Origin of the sequence: Kitasatospora sp. NPDC050543 (assembly GCF_044457565.1) — a bacterium.
In the GTDB taxonomy this organism is placed as follows: Bacteria; Actinomycetota; Actinomycetes; order Streptomycetales; family Streptomycetaceae; genus Kitasatospora.
Genome location: NZ_JBITGZ010000017.1, coordinates 68,507 through 88,593 on the forward strand (window position 1 = coordinate 68,507; position 20,087 = coordinate 88,593).

Annotated in this window: 16 protein-coding genes; 8 read left to right on the plus strand and 8 right to left on the minus strand. The window is 74.0% G+C overall.

All coding sequences use genetic code 11. The annotated features are described in order from the left end of the window. Window positions 1–299 precede the first annotated feature (299 nt). Entirely contained in the window at window positions 300–1,046 is a 747-nt protein-coding gene (locus tag ACIBH3_RS21510; RefSeq protein ID WP_396313632.1) for a ricin-type beta-trefoil lectin domain protein, read from the plus strand. A 94-nt stretch (window positions 1,047–1,140) separates the two neighbouring features. On the opposite strand, the gene ACIBH3_RS21515 is transcribed toward ACIBH3_RS21510, so the two are convergent. Further along, the gene (locus tag ACIBH3_RS21515; RefSeq protein ID WP_396313633.1) at window positions 1,141–2,724 is read right to left on the minus strand and encodes an MFS transporter; all 1,584 of its coding nucleotides are present in this window, start codon (window positions 2,722–2,724) and stop codon (window positions 1,141–1,143) included. Window positions 2,725–3,082: 358 nt separating this feature from the next. Further along, a complete protein-coding gene (locus ACIBH3_RS21520) occupies window positions 3,083–3,811 on the minus strand; it encodes a tyrosine-protein phosphatase (protein WP_396313634.1) in 729 nt (242 codons plus the stop codon). Window positions 3,812–4,024: 213 nt separating this feature from the next. Here ACIBH3_RS21520 and ACIBH3_RS21525 point away from each other — a divergent pair, with 213 nt between their 5' ends. After that, window positions 4,025–5,683 (plus strand): phospholipase, encoded by a 1,659-nt coding sequence (locus ACIBH3_RS21525; RefSeq protein WP_396313635.1) that lies wholly within the window; start codon window positions 4,025–4,027, stop codon window positions 5,681–5,683. Between the two features lie 230 nt (window positions 5,684–5,913). Here ACIBH3_RS21525 and ACIBH3_RS21530 read toward each other — a convergent pair whose 3' ends face one another. Next, the gene (locus ACIBH3_RS21530) at window positions 5,914–6,087 is read right to left on the minus strand and encodes a CsbD family protein (RefSeq protein ID WP_396313636.1); all 174 of its coding nucleotides are present in this window, start codon (window positions 6,085–6,087) and stop codon (window positions 5,914–5,916) included. A gap of 80 nt (window positions 6,088–6,167) precedes the next feature. Here ACIBH3_RS21530 and ACIBH3_RS21535 point away from each other — a divergent pair, with 80 nt between their 5' ends. From ACIBH3_RS21535 to ACIBH3_RS21545, 3 genes are all read left to right on the plus strand, one after another. Next, complete coding sequence (locus tag ACIBH3_RS21535; RefSeq protein WP_396313710.1) at window positions 6,168–6,323, plus strand: hypothetical protein; 156 nt, start codon at window positions 6,168–6,170, stop codon at window positions 6,321–6,323. A 230-nt stretch (window positions 6,324–6,553) separates the two neighbouring features. Then, window positions 6,554–6,802 carry a DUF6400 family protein gene (locus ACIBH3_RS21540; protein WP_396313637.1) on the plus strand — a complete coding sequence of 83 codons (249 nt, stop codon included), beginning with the start codon at window positions 6,554–6,556 and terminating at the stop codon, window positions 6,800–6,802. Then, window positions 6,789–7,013: a hypothetical protein gene (locus tag ACIBH3_RS21545; protein ID WP_396313638.1), complete on the plus strand. Its 225-nt coding sequence runs from the start codon at window positions 6,789–6,791 to the stop codon at window positions 7,011–7,013. Before ACIBH3_RS21540 ends, ACIBH3_RS21545 begins: the two co-directional genes overlap by 14 nt. 73 nt (window positions 7,014–7,086) lie before the next feature. On the opposite strand, the gene ACIBH3_RS21550 is transcribed toward ACIBH3_RS21545, so the two are convergent. Together ACIBH3_RS21550 and ACIBH3_RS21555 are read right to left on the minus strand one after the other, a co-directional pair. Further along, complete coding sequence (locus ACIBH3_RS21550) at window positions 7,087–9,033, minus strand: glycoside hydrolase family 5 protein (protein WP_396313639.1); 1,947 nt, start codon at window positions 9,031–9,033, stop codon at window positions 7,087–7,089. Window positions 9,034–9,235: 202 nt separating this feature from the next. Beyond that, complete coding sequence (locus tag ACIBH3_RS21555) at window positions 9,236–12,058, minus strand: penicillin acylase family protein (protein ID WP_396313640.1); 2,823 nt, start codon at window positions 12,056–12,058, stop codon at window positions 9,236–9,238. 498 nt (window positions 12,059–12,556) lie between these two features. On the opposite strand from ACIBH3_RS21555, the gene ACIBH3_RS21560 reads away from it, so the two are divergent. Then, the gene (locus tag ACIBH3_RS21560; RefSeq protein ID WP_396313641.1) at window positions 12,557–13,261 is read left to right on the plus strand and encodes a hypothetical protein; all 705 of its coding nucleotides are present in this window, start codon (window positions 12,557–12,559) and stop codon (window positions 13,259–13,261) included. Between the two features lie 62 nt (window positions 13,262–13,323). Here the strand turns inward: ACIBH3_RS21560 and ACIBH3_RS21565 are convergent, their stop codons facing one another. From ACIBH3_RS21565 to ACIBH3_RS21575, 3 genes are all read right to left on the minus strand, one after another. Beyond that, entirely contained in the window at window positions 13,324–15,123 is a 1,800-nt protein-coding gene (locus tag ACIBH3_RS21565; RefSeq protein ID WP_396313642.1) for a serine/threonine-protein kinase, read from the minus strand. 187 nt (window positions 15,124–15,310) lie between these two features. Further along, the gene (locus ACIBH3_RS21570; RefSeq protein ID WP_396313643.1) at window positions 15,311–16,858 is read right to left on the minus strand and encodes a glycerol-3-phosphate dehydrogenase/oxidase; all 1,548 of its coding nucleotides are present in this window, start codon (window positions 16,856–16,858) and stop codon (window positions 15,311–15,313) included. Beyond that, the gene (locus tag ACIBH3_RS21575; RefSeq protein WP_396313644.1) at window positions 16,855–17,433 is read right to left on the minus strand and encodes a TetR/AcrR family transcriptional regulator; all 579 of its coding nucleotides are present in this window, start codon (window positions 17,431–17,433) and stop codon (window positions 16,855–16,857) included. Before ACIBH3_RS21575 ends, ACIBH3_RS21570 begins: the two co-directional genes overlap by 4 nt. A gap of 20 nt (window positions 17,434–17,453) precedes the next feature. Between ACIBH3_RS21575 and ACIBH3_RS21580 the strand changes: the two genes are divergently transcribed. Both ACIBH3_RS21580 and ACIBH3_RS21585 read left to right on the plus strand, forming a co-directional pair. Next, window positions 17,454–19,094 (plus strand): FAD-binding oxidoreductase, encoded by a 1,641-nt coding sequence (locus ACIBH3_RS21580; protein ID WP_396313645.1) that lies wholly within the window; start codon window positions 17,454–17,456, stop codon window positions 19,092–19,094. After that, window positions 19,091–20,011 carry a diacylglycerol kinase gene (locus tag ACIBH3_RS21585; RefSeq protein WP_396313646.1) on the plus strand — a complete coding sequence of 307 codons (921 nt, stop codon included), beginning with the start codon at window positions 19,091–19,093 and terminating at the stop codon, window positions 20,009–20,011. The genes ACIBH3_RS21580 and ACIBH3_RS21585 overlap by 4 nt, the downstream gene beginning before the upstream one ends. The last annotated feature ends 76 nt before the right edge of the window (window positions 20,012–20,087 follow it).

The following is a 20,087-nucleotide window of genomic DNA, read 5'->3' on the forward strand; positions in this document are numbered from 1 at the left end:
GGGGGGGGTGGGGGGGGGGGGGGGGGGGGGGGGGTGGGGGGGGGGGGCGCGGGGGGGGCGGGGGGCGGGGGCCGGGGCGCGCGCCGGGCCGCCGCCCCCCCCCCCCCCCGACAGATCGGGCACTGGGTGGAATTCCCGGGCGTGGCGGGTGGCGGGTAATCGCCGATGGGCGTCAGGCGTCGTTGACAGTCATCACATGTCCCCCACAGGATTCACCCGCTTTACACAACTGATGAGGTGTCACATCACCTGCCGGTGGTGTGGATCGTCGGCGACACGCCCCTTCGGAAGGATCCCCGATGCGTCGTACCGCAGCTCTGCTGATGACCTCGCTTCTCGCCTCCGGCGCCGCGCTGACCGCGCCGGGCGTCGCCCAGGCGCAGGAGTCCGGCCCCGCCGGCACGACGGCCTCGGGCTGCTGGGCCTATGCGGCCGGATGGCAGGCCATCGGCACCTGTTCGGGCATAGACCCGTTGCAGACCTGGAACGTCTACGCCACCTGTCGCTACTGGAACTTCGACCACACGGTCCAGTTCAGCCGTCCGACCTACGGCTTCTCGATGCTCGGCAACGGCACGACGTCCGCCTCGTGCGGTGTCGGTGACGAGGTGTCCTTTCCGGGGATCACGCTCGGGCGGGTGCTTCCGCCGGAGCCGGCCGGTCCGGTGGGGCAGATCACCGGCTATGCGAACAAGTGCGTGGACGTGTCGGGTGCGGCCACGAACAACGGCACGAAGATCGACATCTGGGACTGCAACGGCACCAACGCCCAGAAGTGGAAGGTCGCCGCCGACGGCACCGTCCGCGCCCTGGGCAAGTGCATGGACGTCAAGGGCGCCGGGACGGCCAATCACACCCTCGTCCAGCTGTACGACTGCAACGGGACCGGCGCGCAGCAGTGGCGGGCCCAGCCGGACGGTTCGCTGGTGAACCCGCAGTCCGGACGCTGCCTGGACGATCTGGGCTTCGTCACCACCAACGGCAACCAGCTCGGCATCTGGGACTGCAACGGCGCGGACAACCAGAAGTGGAACCTGCCGGTCTGACGGCCGCAGCCGACGCCGACGCCCGGCGACCACGGGCGCATCTCCACGAGCTCGGGCGCATCCGGGAGCTCGGGTGAGCTCCCGGGCGGCGGCGTCAGGCCTTGTCGGCCGCCTCTGCCGGGGCGGGCTCGGGGTGTGCGGGCGCCCGGGGCAGCCGCCAGAGCAGCGGCAGCGCGGCGGACGCCACCACGGCCAGCAGGCCGGCCAGCGCGATCGCCCGGCCCGTGCCGATGCCCGCGACCTGGTTGTACGCGGCGGTGAGCGCGTCCCGCGTCGACTGGTCCACCGAGGACAGGATCTGCGCCGCGAGTTCGGAGTCGGTCACCGCGTTGCCCAGCTCCTGGGCCTGGTCCTGGGTGAGCCCGGCCGCCGTCGCCTGGTCGATCGCGCGGTTGGTCTCGACGGCCTGCTGGACGGCGACCAGCGCCGCCACGCCGAACGCGCCGCCCAGCATGCTCGTCACCTTGAACATCCCGGACGCGGTGCCCGCGAGCTCCTCCGGTGGCCCGGCCACCGCGGTGTCGGACAGCGGGATCGACATCAGCCCCAGGCCGGACCCCAGCACCAGCAGGCCGACGGCCACCACCGCGTAGTTGTAGTCCCGGCCGACGACGGCCGTGAGCAGCGTGCCGGTGCCGAGCAGCAGCACGCCGACTAGGACCGGCAGCCGCGGACCGTGCCGGGCGGAGACCCGTCCGCCGATCGGGTTGAACAGCAGGATGGTCGCGGTGGAGGGCAACAGGAGCAGCCCCGCGGTGACCGCGCTGTACCCGCGGACCTCCTGGAGGTACAGCGTCAGCAGGAAGCTGACGCCGGCGAAGACGAAGTTCATCACGGAGTTGGCCGCCAGCGCCCCGCAGAACGGGCGGGAGGAGAACAGCCGGAGGTCCACGAGCGGGTCCGCAAGACGGGACTCCAGCAGGACGAAGAGACCGGCGAGTACCACCGAGGCGATCAGCAGCCCGATGATCACCGGGTCGTCGAAGCCCTCCTCCTGGCCCGCGGTGCAGCCGTACAGCAGGCAGAACGCGGCCAGTGCGCTGGTCAGCACCCCGAGCACGTCGATGTGCCGGGACGCGTTGGGGTCGGTGGACTCCACGGCGCAGCGGTGGACCAGGTAGAGGCCGACGAGTGTCAGCGGCGCATTGATCCAGAGGATGGAGCGCCAGCCGAGGGCGCTGGTGAGGATGCCGCCGACGGCCGGCCCGGCGGCCTGGCCGACCCACGCGACCGCCATCCAGGCCCCGAAGGCGCCCGGTTGCTCCTCCGGGGGGAACATCGGCGGGATCAGGGCCAGGGTGGCGGGCAGGATCATCGCCGCGCCGACGCCCATCAGCGCGCGGCCGGTGATCAGTCCGGCGACCCCGGGCACGAAGGCGGCCAGCAGGGACAGCGCACCGAGCGTCACCAGGCCGAGTTCGAGCATCCGTTTGCGCCCGTAGACGTCACCGAGGCGACCGGCGGCGAGCACCAGGGCGCCGGTGGAGAGGCTGAACGCGTTGTTGGCCCACTGCAGGCCCGGCAGCGAGACCGAGAGCTCGCGGGAGATGGTCGGGACGGCCACACCGAAGTCCGCGAAGGACAGCCAGACCGTCCCGGCGGCGATGCACATCCCGGCGAGCGCCGTCCGGCGGCGCGCGGGGTAGTCCGGCCGCGGCGGACTCGTCAACACGGGCATGACCGGGCTCCCAGGCTCTGGCCGGTGGCCCATCGGGCACCGCCGGGCGATCCGCCGTACCGGCACCGGGGCGGATGGCTCCACTATCGGAAGGGCCGCCGGATCCCGCCATTCGAAGGCCCGGGTCGGGCGACGGCCGGGAGCCGGGCGTCCGGCGCGTCGAGAGGGAGTCGGGAGGGAATTCCGGGCGCGTCTGTGGCACGTCCGTGGCACGTCCGTGGAGCTCTGGGGGCCGGGCGCGGCGTACGAGCGTGGCGCTCGCCGCCCACGCATCCGGTCCCCGGGACAGGCGCCCTGCTGCGCGGCGCGGATCTTGACCGAACGGGTGAACCTGCGGGCCGGCCGGGCGGATCCGCGCTCAGGCCGTGAGCAGCTGCCGGCGCAGCGCGTCCGTCAGGTCCTCGCCGATGCCGAGTCGTTCGACGGCGTAGCCGTGCGCCGAGCCGTACTCGGCGGCGAGGTCGGCCAGGAAGAGCCGCATCACCTCGGCCGGCGCCCGCCCGTATCCGGGCCATATGAGGGTGCGGGTGGGGTTGGCCGCGCGCCAGTCGGCGACCAGCCTGGCGGTCGCGAGTTCGGTGAGGGCGAAGTCTTCGAGGATGTCCTGTTCGTCGACGCCGAGCAGGGCCAGCACCAGGGCGGCCAGCAGGCCGGTGCGGTCCTTGCCGGACGCGCAGTGGAACACCAGGGGGCCGCTGTCGGAGGCGATCACCTCCAGTGCCTCGCGCAGCTCCGCGGTGCCGTCGTGGGCGACCTCGGCGTAGCGGTCGGCGAGGAAGCGCCACGGGTCGAGGTCCGGGTCGATCTCCGCCTGGTCGTAGGGGCGGTGCTCGACGCTGAGGTTGAGGTAGGTCAGGCCCTCGCTCTGCGGGACCCGGCCCTTCGCCGCTATCTCCCACGGGTAGCGGAGGTCGATCACCGTCCGGATGCCGAGGGCTCGGAAGCGCTCCAGGTCCGCGCCCTGGAGCTTGGCCAGCGAGTCCGAGCGGAACAGCCGGCCCCAGCGGAGCGTGCGGCCGTCGCCGGTGCGGTAGCCGCCCAGGTCACGGAAGTTGTGCAGGTGCTCGAATGCGAGATGTCTGGTCACCCGCGCCACCCTACGAGTGCGGGGGCCGGCCGGGTTGGCGGGGGTGGCCCGGATCGGGCGGCGTCCCGCCGCCGCTCTCGGGCGTCCGGGCCCACGCGGCCGGGCCTCGGGTGCGGTCCTGACCCGGTCCTGACAGAAGATCAGGTTACTATCTAGTAGACCTGAGTAGTCAACGGGGTGAAGCATCCCCCATGAATCCTGAAGGACCTGACCTTGCTCCGTCGCCCGCCCCGCGGTCTCGGCCGTCTCGCCCGCCCCGCCCTCGTCCTCGCCGCCGCGTTGACCGCCCTGCCCGCCGTACCCGCGCTGGCCGCCACGCCTGCGCCGGCGCCCGCGCCGGGGAGCGCCCAGCCCGCCGCGGCCCCGCACCTCGACGCCATCGAGCAGACGCTGCGTCAGGTCTCCCCGGGGCTGGAGGGGACGGTCTGGGAGCGGACGGCCGGTAACAGCCTGGACGCTCCGGTGTCCGACCCGGGCGGGTGGCTGCTGCAGACCCCCGGCTGCTGGGGCGACGCGAGCTGCACCGACCGGGTCGGTACCCGCAAGCTGCTCGCCAAGATGACGGAGAACATCTCCCGGGCGACCCGCACCGTCGACATATCGACCCTCGCGCCGTTCCCCGAGGGCGCGTTCGAGGACGCCATCGTCGCGGGCCTCAAGGCCTCGGTGGCGGCGGGGAACAAGCTCCAGGTCCGCATCCTGGTCGGCGCCGCGCCGCTGTACAACATCAACGTCCGGCCCACCGCCTACCGCGACGACCTGGTCGCCAAGCTCGGCTCCGCCGCGTCGAACGTGACCCTCAACGTCGCCTCGATGACCACCTCCAAGACGGCGTTCTCCTGGAACCACTCGAAGCTGCTGGTGGTCGACGGCCAGAGCGCGATCGCGGGCGGCATCAACAACTGGAAGGGCGACTACCTCGACACCGCCCACCCGGTCTCGGACGTCGACCTGGCGCTGACCGGCCCGGCGGCCGGTACGGCGGGGCGCTACCTGGACACCCTGTGGAGCTGGACCTGCCAGAACACCGGCATCCTCTCCGCCGCCTGGTTCGCCTCCTCCAACGGCGCCCCGTGCCTGCCCACCCTGGAGCGCGACCGCAACCCGGGCCCGGTCGCCGCGACCGGCGGCGTGCCGGTCATCGCGGTCGGCGGCCTGGGCGTGGGCATCAGGAACAGCGACCCCACCTCGCCGTACCGCCCGGCCCCGACGCCGTCGGCCGACACCACCTGCGGCCCGCTGAACCTGCGTGACAACACCAACGCCAACCGCGACTACGAGACGGTCAACCCCGAGGAGAACGCGCTGCGCGCCCTGGTGGCGGGCGCCACGGACCACATCGAGATCTCCCAGCAGGACGTGAACGGCACCTGCCCGCCGCTGCCGCGCTACGACGTGCGCCTCTACGACACCCTCGCGGCCAAGCTGGCCGCCGGCGTGAAGGTCCGGATCGTGGTCAGCGACCCGGCGAACCGGGGCACGGTCGGCAGCGGCGGCTACTCCCAGATCAAGTCGCTCGCCGAGGTCAGCGACACCCTGCGGGCCCGCCTCACGGTGCTCACCGGCGACGCCGGCAAGGCCCGCGCGGCGATGTGCGGCGGCCTCCAGCTCGCCTCCTTCCGGGCGGCCCCCGGCAGCACCTGGGCGGACGGGCACCCGTACGCGCTGCACCACAAGCTGGTGTCGGTGGACGGCTCGGCGTTCTACATCGGCTCCAAGAACCTGTACCCGGCCTGGCTGCAGGACTTCGGCTACATCGTCGAGGACAAGACCGCCGCGGCCGGACTCGACCGTGACCTGCTCGCCCCCGAGTGGCAGTACTCGCAGGCCACCGCGACCGTCGACTACAGCCGGGGGATCTGCCAGGCCTGACGGCCGGATGGCGGTGAGCCTGCTCCGTCCAGCGGCGCGATCGCCCGGCCGACGCGGCGTCATGAAGCTTCATGACGCCGCGTCATGCCACGCCGTGCCACGTGATGCCATGCCGTGGCGCGTCATCCCGCCGCGTGGCAAACCGTGCCGCACCGGCAGGCGAACGCCTGCCGGTGCGAATCGGCTCGGGCTGTGAGCCCCTGCGATGCCGGTCGCCGATGCGACGCCCGTCAGTCCTTGAAGGCGTCCTTGATCTTCTCCTCGGCCTGCCTGACGTCGCTCTTGACCTTGTCGGCCCGGCCCTCGGCGGTGAGGCGTTCGTTGCCGACCGCCTTGCCGGCGGCCTCCTTCGCCTGGCCCTTGGCCTTCTCGGCCATGTTCCTGACCTTGTCGTCGCCACTCATGTAGTGCCTCCTCGGCTGCCCGATCCTCCGGCTCTTTGCCGCCCGGGCATGGGGCGCGCCTGCCCCGGCCCGGGAGGTTCATGCACGCCGGCCACCACCGGGCCTCCGAGCGGGCGCTGCGCATCGCCGAGGACAGGCTGGCGGTCATCGACGAGCGGATCGCGGCGCAGACGGCGGCCCGGGACCGCCTGGCGGCCGCGCTGCGGAGCGCGGCCGACCGCCCGCATTCGCCGTGAATTGCATCATCGTCCAGCAAACGTGAAATGCATCACCGTCCAGCAAAGGGGACATACACCTGTATACGGAGAACTGCCCTGGCGACTGTCGCATTTGGGTGGAAGCAGGGTCGCGCGGGCGGGCCCTCGGGCGGGTATCACCATCTGGCGGCCCCTTCTCCGGGCGGGACGGTCTCTGGTAGACACGGCTGATCGCCCCCCCGCTCAGCACCCCGGACCGGAGCCGCGCCATGGACCAGGACCGCTCGACCGATCTCATACCCTTCGACATCGATCTGACCGTCGAGGAGGCCCGCCGCCGGGCCGAGGTGATGGCCGCGCTCGGACCGCACTGGGACCCGGTCGAGGTCATCCGGGGCGAGGACGAGGCGTACGCGCTGCTCTACTCGGGCCTGGACGCCGAGCAGCAGCGGACCTACGACGAGCTGGTGGCGGCGGGTGTCCTGCCCGGGGAGGGGCCCGGCCGTGCTGCCCATTGACCCGCAGGCGGACATCGGCCGTCGTGCCTGGGTGGCGTGCCCGAGCTGCAACGACGCCCGGGACTGCTCGCCGTGCCAGGACCGCCGCACCTGCGGCGAGCACTGGCGCTACCTGATCTCCAACACCGGCAGCCTGCTCCACCTCCAGTGCCCGGGCTGCACCCATCTCTGGGACCACGAGACCGGTTTCGGCGCCGGGTCGCGCCGGTAGCGACCGCCGCCGCAACTCCGCCCCGCCGCCGCCTCGCGGACCCGCCGTGGACCGGCCGAGGAATGCCCAGCGCTCAGAGCCGCCGGCAGAGCAGGGCGTCCGGTGTCCGGGGGGAGCCGATCCGTCCCGTCCACGCGAGGCCGGCCGCGTACTCGTCGCCCGCGCACTGGCCCTTGTAGTCGCCGTAGGCGAACTCGCCGCCGGGGGAGAGTGCGGGGCGGTTGTCACCGCGGTCGAACCAGAGCGTGCGCCCCGCGCTGCCCAGCGTGGCGCGGGCGGGCGCGCACAGGGCGGCGGACGGGGCCGGGCCGCGCAGGCTGAAGCCGATCAGGTACTGGCCCTGCGGGCATTCCAGCTTGCTGTAGCCGACGGCCCAGTCGCCGCTGAGCACGTACCGTTCGTCGCGCACCACGGTGGCGGCGCCGTCGCCCCGGCGCAGCTCGCCCGTGCCGGTGTCGGTGCACAGGCCGTGCCCGGCGCTGCGGCTGACGCCGATCAGCCGCTGGCCGTCCGGGCAGGTGGCCTTGTGCGCGCCGATGTCCCAGTCGCCCTGGGCCAGGGTGCGCAGCGAGCGGACGGCGTCGCCGTGGTCGGTGTCGAGCATGTTCCAGTGGGCCGGCGCGGGGACCGGGCCGGTCCGGCCGGGCGCGGTGACCAGGCGCTGCCAGGCCGGGGCCCGCCAGTCGTCGCCGTCCAGCAGGCCGGTGCGCCGCCCGGCGGCGTCCCAGCGCAGCAGGGCCCAGGTGTCGCCCTGGCCGTTGCCGCTCCAACCGAGCAGCGGCCAGTACGCGAAGTCGGTGTCGTTGGCGACCAGGTAATCGGTGAGGTTGCCGAACCAGGCGATCGCCCGGGGGTCCCGCTCGTCGGGGCCGATGCCGAACTCGCTGACCCACAGCGGCGCGGTGTGGTGGCGGCCGTCGGTGGTTACGAAGAACGCCTCCTGGTCCAGCGCCGCGAACAGCTGCTCCCTGGTGAGGTCCTGGTAGCGCGGGTCGTGGGTCTCGCCGGTGCCGTACGCGCCGGTGTGGCGGGGGCCGGTGTAGCCGTAGAAGTGCGCGGAGTACACCAGCTTGTCCGGGCGCAGCAGGGTGTGGGAGAGCGTGCGGGCCGGTTCGAGGACCGGGCGGCCGTGCGGCAGGCCGTCCGCGGGGATGCCCGTCCAGTTGATGCCCTCGATCATGATGAGCAGGTCGGGGTTGGCGGCGGCGAGGATGCGGTCGGCGGCCTCCTGGGAGGCGGCGAACCAGTCGTGGCCGTCGCCCAGGCCCCAGTTCGGGTCGTCGAGGATGTTGCGCCGGACCTCGTTGTAGAGGTCGGCGCCGACCACGCGGTGGTCGTCTCGGTAGCGCGCGGCCATGAAGACCCAGTCGTCCTCCCACTGGGCGGTGGACTGGGAGGTGTTCCAGCGTTCGTTGCCGTCCAGGGCGCAGCACCAACGGCTGGTGTTGGTGTGGTTGTTGAGGACGACCGCGAAGCCGTCGGCGGTCAGCGCCGAGACCACCGCGTCGTACACCTGGAGGGGGGTGCGCCCGCGTAGCTGCGGGTTGGCGGCGACGGCGGCGTCCGGGACGGGGGTGCCGGTGTGGATCATCTGGTTGGAGAAGGGCAGCCGCACGCTGTTGATGCCCAGCTGGTGGAAGCCGGCCAGCAGGGTGGGAAGGGCGACGCGGTCCAGGCCCAGCGGGATGCCGTGGGAGTCCTCGCCGCTGTGCTGCTGGGCGGGGTCGTCGGGGCTCCCGGAGCCGGTCCAGCTGCCCTGGGCACCGCCCCAGTTGGCGGACCTCAGCTTGAAGCGGGCGCCGGTGGCGTCGACGATGTACCGGCCACGGGTGGAGAGCGGGCCGGTCCACGACTCGGCCAGGGCCGCGCCCGACATCGGGGTCGCCGTCGGCGCCGAGGTCGCCGCCGACGTCGTGGCGGCGTCGGCGCCGGCGAGGCTCGCGGCCGGTGGCTGCCCGATCGCGGTGCAGGTGATCAGGACGGCCAGGGCGACGGCCGGGCGCAGCAGTGAGCGGTACATCGAAGTGTGTCTCCCGTTCGGGGGCGTGGGGGCGTGGGGGCGTGGGGCGTGCGAGGGCGGGGCTCGGGCGGTCGTGCGCCCCCCCCCCCCCGGGTGGGGGGGGGGGGGGGGGGGGGGGGGGGGGGGGGGGGGGGGGGGGGGGGGGGGCGGGGGGGGTGGGGGGCGGGGGGGGCGGGGGGGGCCGGGCGGGCCGGGCGGACGGTCAGCGGTGGTTCTGGAACTGGACGACCTGCTGGTAGGTCGGCCGGTTCTGCCAGGTGGTCTTGGCGTCCGTCACCCCGCCGAGCGGGCGCTGGATGATGGTGTCCGCGCACCACTGGTCGCCGGCCGCGCAGTCCCCGTCGCCCGGGTAGACCTGGGCGGGCGTCTGGGCGAGTGCCTTGCGCAGGCTGTCCAGCAGCACCGTGCGGCAGGCGCCCTGGTCGCCGCCGCCGCAGTACGTCCGGGCCAGCGGGCCGGCCACCGGCTGGCCGGCGACCGCCCGCAGGTCCTTGTCCAGGAAGCTCCACCAACCGAACTGGAACGCCGAACCCTTGTGCGGGATCGCCTCGTTGGCACTCACCCCGCCGCTGGTCGGGCCGCTCTGGCCGCCGGACGGGGACTCGTTGATCTGCAGTGCGCCGGTCAGTGCGCCGAACAGCTGGTCGCCCAGGCCGGGCCGGAAGACCGCCTCGGCCAGCAGCGGCCACCAGGCGTCCATGGTGCGGATCGCCTCGGCGTCGGCGTAGGCGTGGCTGCCCGGGGTGGTCTCCCGGCGCAGCGAGCCGCCCGCCCGCCAGGTCTCCAGCTTCTGCACGGCCGCGGCCAGCGCCGGATCGCCCACCGGGGCGCTGCGGATCACCCGCAGCAGGTCCGGCAGGACGTCCTCGGCTCGCAGGTCCGCCAGCGCCGCGCTCTCCATCGCCTTGGTGAGGGAGCTGCGGGTCACCTTGGTGCCGCTCCGCACGAGGGCCTTGACGCGGTCGTCGAGCAGGTTGCCCCGGTGCACCGAGCCGTTGCCGAAGCCGGCCGTGGCGAAGTCGTCGGCCTGCTTGTTGTTCCAGGAGATGTAGTAGTCCTGGTTGACCGACTGCGGGTGCTCGGCGGGCGGGGTGTAGCGGGCGGTGTTGCCGGCCGGGTCGAAGTCCCGCCACTCGTAGGCGGGTTCGGCCCTCATCGGCAGCCCCGGGTCGACGCCGGGTGTGCGCACGGGGTTGCTGCCCGAGTTGTAGTACGCGGTGTCCCGGGAGTCGGCGTAGAACCAGTTGAAGGCGTAGTTGATGTTCTGCGCCGCCTGCTGGAAGCCCGCCGGGTCGTGCACCGCGCCCGGGTCGTTGAGCATCTGGAAGCCGATGATGGAGTCGGCCTCGTGGCGGTAGGTGGAGCGCAGTGCGGTGAACGCGACCGGCTTGCCGGCGACCGTCCCCCTGGCGGTGACCACACCGTAGTCGGAGCGGTACATCACCAGGGTGTAGGAGCCGGCGGGGGTGGAGTCGGCGGCGGTCGGGCTCCAGGCGTTCTTTCGCTCCAGCCGCTCCAGCGGGATGCAACTGCCGTGCCAGAGGTAGGAGTTGGAGGCCAGGGTGACGGGCGATCCGTCGGTGGTGCAGAGCGGCACGGCGTAGCTGTCGGTGATGTCCTGCCCGGCGGAGGTGGCGCTCCAGGCGTAGTCCTGGCCCCGGCCGAGCTGGACGTAGAAGCTGAGGCCGGCGAAGGCGGCGCCGCGGGCGCTGATCCCCGGGCCCTGGAGCTCCTCCAGCATCAGCAGCTGGGGCGCGAAGTACCCGGCCTGCGGGCCGAAGACCGCCGCCGGGTGTCCGTCGTCGGTGTAACGCCCGGAGACCACGAGGGCGTTGGACATGCCGTGCCTGGCGCTGAGCAGGTTGCCGGGCAGGACACCGGGCGCCGCGGTGGTGGGCTGGTCCGCGGAGCCGGTGGCGTCGTAGATCAGCCGCTCGGGCACCACCGAGCCGGGGTCGGGCAGCGCGAGGCCCTGCGGGTCGTCGGGCGGCTGCGCGTAGGGGAAGCTCTGCCCGTCGTGCAGGGTCTGCACGGCCTCCGGGTCGTCCGCCTCGCGCAGCGACTTCCAGACGGCGTCGCCGGCCTCCTTGCCGTACTTCGCCTCGGCGGTCGACCTGACCTGCGCCGAGGCGAGCTCGCCCCCGCCGCCGGCGCCGAACAGTGCGCCGACCACGGAGGCGAGCGCCACCAGGTCGGTCAGCTTGAACGCGTCGATGCCGCCGGCGTTGGTGATCGGGTCGATGTGGCCGGTCAGGTCGTACTCGCCGGGGAAGTACCGGCCGTCGTAGGACTCCTTGACGTACTGGTTGATCCCGTCCAGGTAGGCCTGGGCGTCCGTCAGTGCCTGCCGGGCGCGCTCGCCCTGACCGGCGATGGAGTCGATCTGGCGCTGGAGCTCGGCCTCGGTGTACGGCGCGGCCTGCCAGAAGCTCTGCTCCAGCTGGCGGTTGGCCGCGGCGCCGCCGGCGAAGCCGGAGAGCTGGCCGCGCCCGACGTGCCGGAAGAGGTCCATCAGCCAGAGGCGGTCCTGGGCGGCGGCGTACCCGGCGCCGTACTCCGTCCCGTAGCGGGTGGTGCCGGTGATGTGCGGGACGCCGGTGGGCTTGTCGCGGACGATCGTCACGTCGGTGCGCGGCCGGGTGGTGCTGGCCACCTGGTCGGCGGAGACGCCGAAGGAGGCGTCGTTGAAGAAGCTGCGCAGCTTGTCATCGGTCAGCCCGGGGTAACTGCCGGCCAGCGCGGCGTAGGGGGCGAGCTGGTCGTCGGTGTGGGCGGGGCGGGTGCCGAAGACCTTGTGGACGAGGATGTCGGCGAGGGTGGCGTTGCCGTTCTCGCCGGGTGGCAGGATGTCCAGGCACCGCCCGCCGCAGTAGTCGGTGGCGGCCCGGACGGTGGCGGCCCCGGCTTCGGCGGCCGGCCCGGTGGCGCCGGCGGCGGCCGGGCCGGTGGCCAGGGCGGCGGTGGCGAGGAGGGCGGCCGCGAGGGCGGTCGTGGGGAGTCTGAGCGCGTGGATGCCGCGTTGCATACCAAGCTCCTCCGTGATGACTACGGGGAGTTGACGGTATTGCGGTTACTGGCCGGTTGCCTAGTGGTTTGGCAGGGACTCTTCACCCCCGGGGCGTGGCGGGGCCTCCCGTCGAGGCCGCTCGCCCGTCGTCGCGCGGGTGCGATCCGCAACCCGACCGGGAACCGGGCGAGTTGGCGCCGCCTGCTGCTGGAGGTCGGCGTCGGTCTCACCGGTGACGGCCATCTCCACCGGCTGCGGCCCGCTCGCGAGGACGGCCGGGAAGCCGTGATCGAGCACCGCCCGGACGGTCTGATCGAGGCGCGTGCAGGTGTACGGCACCGCGCCGACGGGCGGGTTCCCGGCCGTCGCCTCCTTCCCTCGCGTGGTCTCAATTTGGCTCTAAACCCCATCAAGATCATGTCTTGGTGGGGTTCGTCATTTGCCTGACAGCTGGGCGGCCCTTGGGCGATCGTGTCTTCTCGCTGAAGTCGACAGTCGATCAACCCAAAGGCCGTGATGGACAGTCTGCAAGACGGCGCCGCGCGCGTCGAGGCCCTGGCCGGGTTGTCCCGGTTTCGCCGTGGGAGTTCCGCCTGGCCCAGGCCGCCACCCACTCGGCGCCGGCCCAGGAGTCGGCCACCCACCCACGACCGCTTCGGCCAGGTCACCGCCCGCTGCTGGGGACGCCTGCACCCGAAGCTGGAACGACGCGGCTCCTGGGCCAACCACCAGGGCGAACTCCCCATCGTCGAGGGAACACTGGTCCACCTCACGGTCGAGTACCTGCCCGGCAACCGCGACCCCAAGCCGCTGTGGCTGTGGCACAGCGACCCCGACGCCGCCGCGCACGACGTCGACCGCCTCTGGCGGATCTTCCTTCGAAGATTCGATATCGAGCACACCTTCCGCTTCTTCAAGCAGACGCTCGGCCTGACCCGCCCCCGCCTGCGCACCCCCGGACAGGCCGACCGGTGGGTTTGGCTGATCCTCGCCGCCTACGCGCAACTCCGACTCGCCCGGCCCCTGGCCGAGGACCTGCGGCGCCCTTGGGAGAAGCCACTGACGCCGGACCAGCTCACCCCCGCCCGGGTCCGGCGCGGCTACCCCGCATCCGATGGGCCGTGGGCACTCCAGCCCGCGCGCCAAAAGCCTCCCAGCCCGGCCCAGGCCGCCCCAGGGGACGCACATCCACCCCCGCACCCCGCCACCCGGTCGGAGTGAAACGGCACAAAACGGACACGCCTAGACGCGGCGGGGCCGAGTGGCAGCCTTAAAGATCAAGCTCAACTGCCGCGGGGGAAGCTGCGGGTCACCTTGCCCTTGGTGTCGGACTCCAGGTAGCCGCTGCCGTACTCGCTGGACAGGTAGACGCTGATGCTGGGCGTCGCGTCGAACATGTCCGGGCCGATGATCAGGTAGCGGCTGGTCGGGTTGGCGACGTTCAGGGTCTCCTGGGCCTTCTGGAGCAGCCCCGGGACGATCTCCCAGTCGAAGACCTGCAGGCTCGACGTCTTGTCGTTGGAGGTGATCGTGCCGCCCGGCGTGCGACTGGTCTTCCCGTCGCGATAGGTGATCCGGTCGTAGACCGTCGGGTCGGAGGCGGTGGGTGCGTCCGCGATGGCGTACTCGGGGTAGACCACCAGCCTGATGATCTTGGAGTCGGCGATCAGCGGGCGGAGCGCGTCGACCGTGGCGCGCAGCCCGGCCGGGGTTTCGAGATCCTTCACCGGTGCGCCCGCCGCGGGGCTGGACTTCGCGGTGGCGGGCGCGGGCGAGGTCGCCGCGACGCCGGTGGCCGCCGCACCGGGGCTGGTGGCGGCGGGTGTGCCGGCCGGCTGCGCGCTACCTGGGGAGGAGGCGCCGGGCGTGCCGCCGGCCTGGGGGGCGCCATGGCTGTCGCCGGCCGGCCAGAGGCTCCAGCCGAGGACGGCGGTCAGCGCGACCGCGGCGACCGAGAGCGTCGCCACCGTGGCGCGGCGCCGCCCGGAGGGGGCCACCGGCCGGGGCTGCTGGTACCCCTGCGGCGGCCAGAGGTCGGTCGGCCCGGTGCCACCGGCGTGGGGGTAGGGCAGTGGTCCGGTGCCACCGGCGTACGGGTAGGGCAGTGGCCCGGTGCCGCCGGGGTGGGCGAAGGGCAGCGGCCCGGTACCGGCCGGCCCGGGGGCCGGGGTGGGGGCGGGCCGTGGGGTGTCCAGGAAGGTCGGGGCCCAGACCGCAGGTGCGGCGGTGGGCGCGCCGGCGCCCCCGTGCTCGGCCGCGGCGAGCCACGGGTCGAGCTGCTCCGCGGTGGGCCGCGCCGCCGGGTCCCTGGCGAGCAGGGCGGACAGCAGCGGGCCGAGCTGCCCGGCCCGGGTGGGCGGCGGCAGCGGCTCGTCGAGCACGGCGGCGAGGGTGGCGAGGGTGGTGGCCCGGCGCAGCGGGTGGTGGCCTTCGACGGCGACGTACAGCATCATCCCGAGCGACCACAGGTCGGAGGAGGGGTTGCCCTCCTCGCCGCGGATGCGCTCGGGCGCGATGTACTCCGGCGAGCCGATCAGCGAACCGGTCGCGGTGAGCGCGGTCGCCCCGGCCATGGCGGCGATGCCGAAGTCGGTCAGCACCGGGGTGCCGTCCGGCCGCAGCAGGACGTTGCCGGGCTTGACGTCCCGGTGCTGGATGCCGGCGGCGTGCGCGGCGCGCAGGGCGGAGAGCACGCCGCGCCCGATCCGGGCGGCCTCCGGCACGGTGAGCGGCTCCCGGGCGAGTCGGTCGGCGAGGCTGCCGCCGGTCACCAGCTCCATCACGATCCAGGGGTGCGGGTGCTCGGCGGTGTCGACGATGTGGTGGATGACCGCGACGTTCGGGTGCTGGAGGCGGGCGAGCGAGCGGGCCTCGCGCAGCACGCGCTCGCGCAGGTCCCGGGCCGCGGCCGGGTCGGCGGCGGCCATCGCGGGGTCCGGCGGGCGGACCTCCTTGAGCGCCACCTCGCGGTGCAGGGCGTTGTCGCGGGCCCGCCAGACCAGCCCCATGCCGCCGCCGCCGAGGCGTTGCAGCAGCTCGAAGCGGCCGTCGATCAGCCGTGCGTCCGGCCCCTCAGTGTTCATGACCGTCATGGTAGGAGAGCGCACCGACGTTCCCCGCCGCCGGGAGCGGAGGAGGCCCCGGAGCGGGGTGGCGCGGACACGAAGCACCTGACGGCCGGTCCGGCCCGGGAGGTGGACCGGTCGTACCCGGAGCTTGCGAAGGGCGGCCGGGCCCGCCGCAGGCGGTCGTGGGGCCCAGGGGCGGCCGTCAGCGGCCCGGGCCGGCCAGGATCTCCGCCACGGCGGGCCGGGCGCGCTCGGCGTCGGCGGGCACCAGCCCGATCCGGGTACGGCGCTCCAGTACGTCGGCCGTGTCGAGGGCGCCCTCGTGTGTCAGCGCGTACTCGGCCTCGGCGCGGGTGACGTCGATGCCCTCGGCGAGGGGCTTCAGCGGTCCGGTGGCGCTCGCCGCGTCCAGGACGGCCCGGGCGGCGCCGCCGTGGCGCGCCGTCAGCGAGGCGGGGGCGCCGGCCGGTGCCGGGCGGCTGTCGGGGTGCCGGGGCGCGCCGACCAGCGGGATCCGGTGGGTGCGGCAGGGCCGTTCGCCCAGGCCCCGCACCCGGAGCGTCAGGTCGACGGTGTCCTGGGCCATCCGCCGGTAGGTGGTGAGCTTGCCGCCGACCACGGTGATCACCCCGTTCGGGGACTCCAGTACGGCGTGCCTGCGGGAGAGGTCGGAGGTGCTGCCGCCGCCGGTGTCCAGCAGCGGTCGCAGCCCGGCGAAGGCGCCGCGGACGTCCGCCCGGGTCAGCGACCGGCGCAGTGCGGTGTTGATCGTCTCCAGCAGGAAGGTGATCTCGCCGTCGGTGGGCGTGGGTTCGTCCTCGACCGGGCCCGGCGCCTCCTCGTCGGTGAGGCCGACCACGACCCGGCCGAGCTGCTGGGGCAGCGCGAAGACGAACCTGCTGGTCGAGCCGGGGACGGGCACGGTCAGCGCGGCCGCCGGGTGGCCGAGCGCGCCCGCGTCGAAGACCAGATGGGTGCCGCGGCTGGGCCGCAGCCGGATCGAGGGGTCGACCTGGTCCGCCCACACCCCGGTGGCGTTGATCACGGCCCGCGCGGACACCGTCAGCGACCGGCCGGTGAGCGTGTCGGTCAGCACGGCGCCGCCGCCGGTGACCTGCTCCGCCCGGACCCGGGTCAGGACGCTCGCGCCGTGCTGGGCGGCCGTCCTGGCGATCGCCACCACCAGCCGGGCGTCGTCGATCAGCTGGCCGTCGTGGGCGACCAGCGCGCCGCCCAGCCCGTCGGTGCGGATGCCGGGCACCAGCTCGGCCGTGCGGGCCGCGCCGATCCGGCGTACCCGCGGCAGCACCACGGCCGGCGTGCCGGCGCTGACCCGGAGCAGGTCGCCGGCCAGGAACCCGGCGTGCACCAGGGCAGCCTGGCTCCGGCGCAGCGAGGGCAGCAGCGGGACGAGCTGCGGCAGCGCCCTGACCAGGTGCGGCGCCGTACGGGTCATCAGGATGCCCCGCTCGACGGCGCTCTCCCTGGCCACCCCGATCCGGCCGGAGGCGAGGTAGCGCAGCCCGCCGTGGACCAGCTTGGAGCTCCAGCGGCTGGTGCCGAACGCGAGGTCGCGGGACTCCACCAGGACGGTGCGCAGGCCGCGCGAGGCGGCGTCCAGCGCGGTGCCGGCGCCCGTCACCCCGCCGCCGATCACCAGTACGTCGATGGCGCCGCCGTCGGCGAGGGCGTCGAGCTCGTCGGCGCGGCGGCGCGCGTTGAGGATGGTCGTACCGGTGTGGGCGGTCACGGCGCGAGGTATCCGTTCAGGGCTCTGGCCAGTTCGCGCCGCCACGCCTGCTCGGGCAGCAGTTGCGCGACCATGCGGTACGACTGGACGGTCGACTGGGTGATGAGCAGCACCATCGCGGCGAGCTCGGCGGGCTCCCCGGCGCGCACCGAGCCGTGCTGCTGGCCGCGGGCGATCGCGGTGCCGAGCGCGTCGAGCAGGCCGCGCTGGCTGGTGCCGAGCCGCTCGACGACGTACTCGAAGAGGGTGTCGGACTCCGAGCGCAGCAGCGCGGCGAGCACCGGGTGGTCGCGCAGCCGTACCGCGACCTCGACCACCCAGGCCACCACGGCCTCGCGCTCCGGCGCCGGCTCCGGCACCTCGCCCTGCGTGCGCAGGATCTCCCTGGTCAGCAGCGCGCCGATGACGGCTCTGACGTCGGGCCAGCGGCGGTAGACCGTGGGCCGGCTGACACCGGCCCGGCGGGCGATCTCGGCCAGCTGGGTACGGCGGACGCCGAGCTGGGTGATCAGCTCGGCGGCGGCATCGAGGATCGCATCGTCGGTGCTGCGCGACTCATCGTTACTACTTGACATGATGTGTAACACTGTAACGCATGGCATTCGAAACGCAAGCGGGACCGGACGACACGGCTCCGGCGCTGCCGCTCCCCCCGATGAAGTGGGACGCGTGGGGTGACCCGGCCCTCGCCAAGCCGCTCTCGCAGGACATCCGGGAGCTGCTGGGCGCCGCCCTGGGCGTCACGGCACGGGAGAGCTCGGCGCCGTCCGCCGCCGAGGTCGTGCTGCGCGCCTCGGCGCTGACCGAGGAGGACCTGGCGGCGCTCGCCGCCGTCGTCGGCACCGGGCACCTGAGCACCGCCGACGCGGACCGCCTGCCCCGGGCCGGCGGCAAGTCCACCCCCGACCTGCTGCGCCGGCGCAGCCGCGAGCCGCAGGACGCGCCGGACGCCGTGGTGCTCCCCGGCGACGAGGACGAGATCGCGGCGCTGCTCGCGCTCTGCTCGCAGCGCCGGATCGCGGTCGTCCCGTTCGGCGGCGGCACCAGCGTGGTCGGCGGCGTCGACCCGGAGCGCGGCGCCCTGCGCGCCGTCCTCTCGCTCGACCTGTGCCGCCTGGACGGCCTGCTCGCGCTGGACGAGGTCTCCGGTGAGGCCGTGCTCGGCGCGGGCCTGACCGGACCGCAGGCCGAGGAGCTGCTCGCCGCGCGCGGCTGGGAGCTCGGTCACTACCCGCAGAGCTTCCGCTACGCGACCGTCGGCGGCTTCGCGGCCACCCGCTCCTCGGGCCAGGACTCCGCCGGGTACGGCCGCTTCGACGACATGGTGCGCGGTCTGCGCGTCGTCACCCCGGCCGGCGTGCTCGACCTCGGCCGCGCCCCCGCCTCGGCGGCCGGGCCCGACCTGCGCGAGCTGTTCCTCGGCTCGGAGGGCGTCTTCGGCGTGATCACCGCGGTGCGGCTGCGGATCCACCCGGTGGCGGCCGCCCGGGTCCACGAGGCCTGGAGCTTCCCCGACTTCGCCACCGGCGCGGCCGCGCTGCGGGCCGTCGCCCAGCAGGGCGCGGGCCCCACGGTGATCCGCCTCTCCGACGAGGCCGAGACCGCCGTCAACCTGGCGATGACGGACAAGATCGGCGGCAGCCAGGTCGCCGCCGGCTGCCTCGCCGTCACCGTCTTCGAGGGCACCCGGGAGCAGGTGGACAGCCGCCACGCCCGCACCCGCGAGGTGCTGCTGGCCGCCGGTGGCAGCTCGCTCGGCGAGGAGCCCGCGCGGGCCTGGGAGCACGGCCGGTTCAACGCGCCGTACCTGCGCGACTCGCTGCTCGACGCCGGCGCGCTCTGCGAGACCCTGGAGACGGCCACCGACTGGGCGAACCTGGACCGGCTGAAGTCCGCCGTCACCGAGGCGCTCCAGAGCGCGCTCACCAAGGCGGGCAGCGCCTCATTGGTGATGTGCCACATCTCGCACGTCTACCCGACCGGAGCCTCGCTCTACTTCACGGTCGTCGCCGCGCAGAGCGGCGAGCCGCTGGCGCAGTGGGGCGCCGCCAAGCAGGCCGCCGGGGACGCGATCCTCGCCGCCGGCGGCACCATCACCCACCACCACGCCGTCGGCGTCGACCACCGCCCGTGGATGGAGCAGGAGATCGGCGAGGTCGGCGTGAAGATCCTGCGTGCGGTCAAGGACGCCCTCGACCCGGCGGGCATCCTCAACCCCGGCAAGCTGATCCCGTGACCGGGGGCGCGGCCCGGCCGCCGGTACGCAGCGTCCTGCTCCTGGCCAACCCCGCCGCCGGCGGCGGCCGCGCCGAGAAGGCCGCGCCGCGGGCCGCCGCGCGGCTGCGGGAACGCGGCATGGACGTCCGGGAGGCGGTGGGCGCCGACCCGCAGGACGCCGTCCGGCTGGCCCGCGAGGCCGTCGGGCGCGGGGTGGACGCGGTGGCCGTCGTCGGCGGCGACGGCATGATCAGCCTCGCGCTCCAGGCGCTCACCGGCACCGGGACGCCGCTGGGCATCGTGCCGGCCGGCACCGGCAACGACCACGCCCGGGCGTACGGGCTGCCGCTGGGCGCCCCGGAGGCGGCCGCGGACGTGATCGCGGCCGGCCGGACGGTCACCGTCGACGTCGGCCGGATCGACGCCGCGGACGGGACCACCCGGTACTTCGGGTCGGTCCTGGCCACCGGCTTCGACTCGCTGGTGAGCGACCGCGCCAACCGGCTGACCTGGCCGCGCGGGCGGATGCGCTACAACCTCGCCATCCTGGCCGAGTTCGCCAACCTGCGGCCGCTGCCGTTCCGCCTGGTGCTCGACGACGGCACCGTCATCGAGCGTGAGCTCACGCTGGCGGCGGCGGGCAACACCAGCAGCTACGGCGGCGGGATGATCATCTGCCCGAACGCCGACCAGACGGACGGGCTGCTCGACCTGACGGTCGTGCACGCCATGCCCAGGCTGAAGGTGGCCCGGTTCTTCCCGACGGTCTTCAAGGGCAGCCACGTCGAGCGCCAGCAGGTCGAGACCTTCCGCACCGCGACCCTGCGGATCGAGTCGCCGGGCATCACCGCCTACGCCGACGGTGAGTACGTCGCGGCCCTGCCGGTGGACGTGTCGGTGGTGCCGCAGGCGCTGCGGATGATCGTCCCCGGCTGAGCGGACGCCGGCTGCCGGGCCCCGTGACGCCCGCCGTCGCCGCTGCCGTACCGGTGGCGACGGCGGCAGCGGCGGC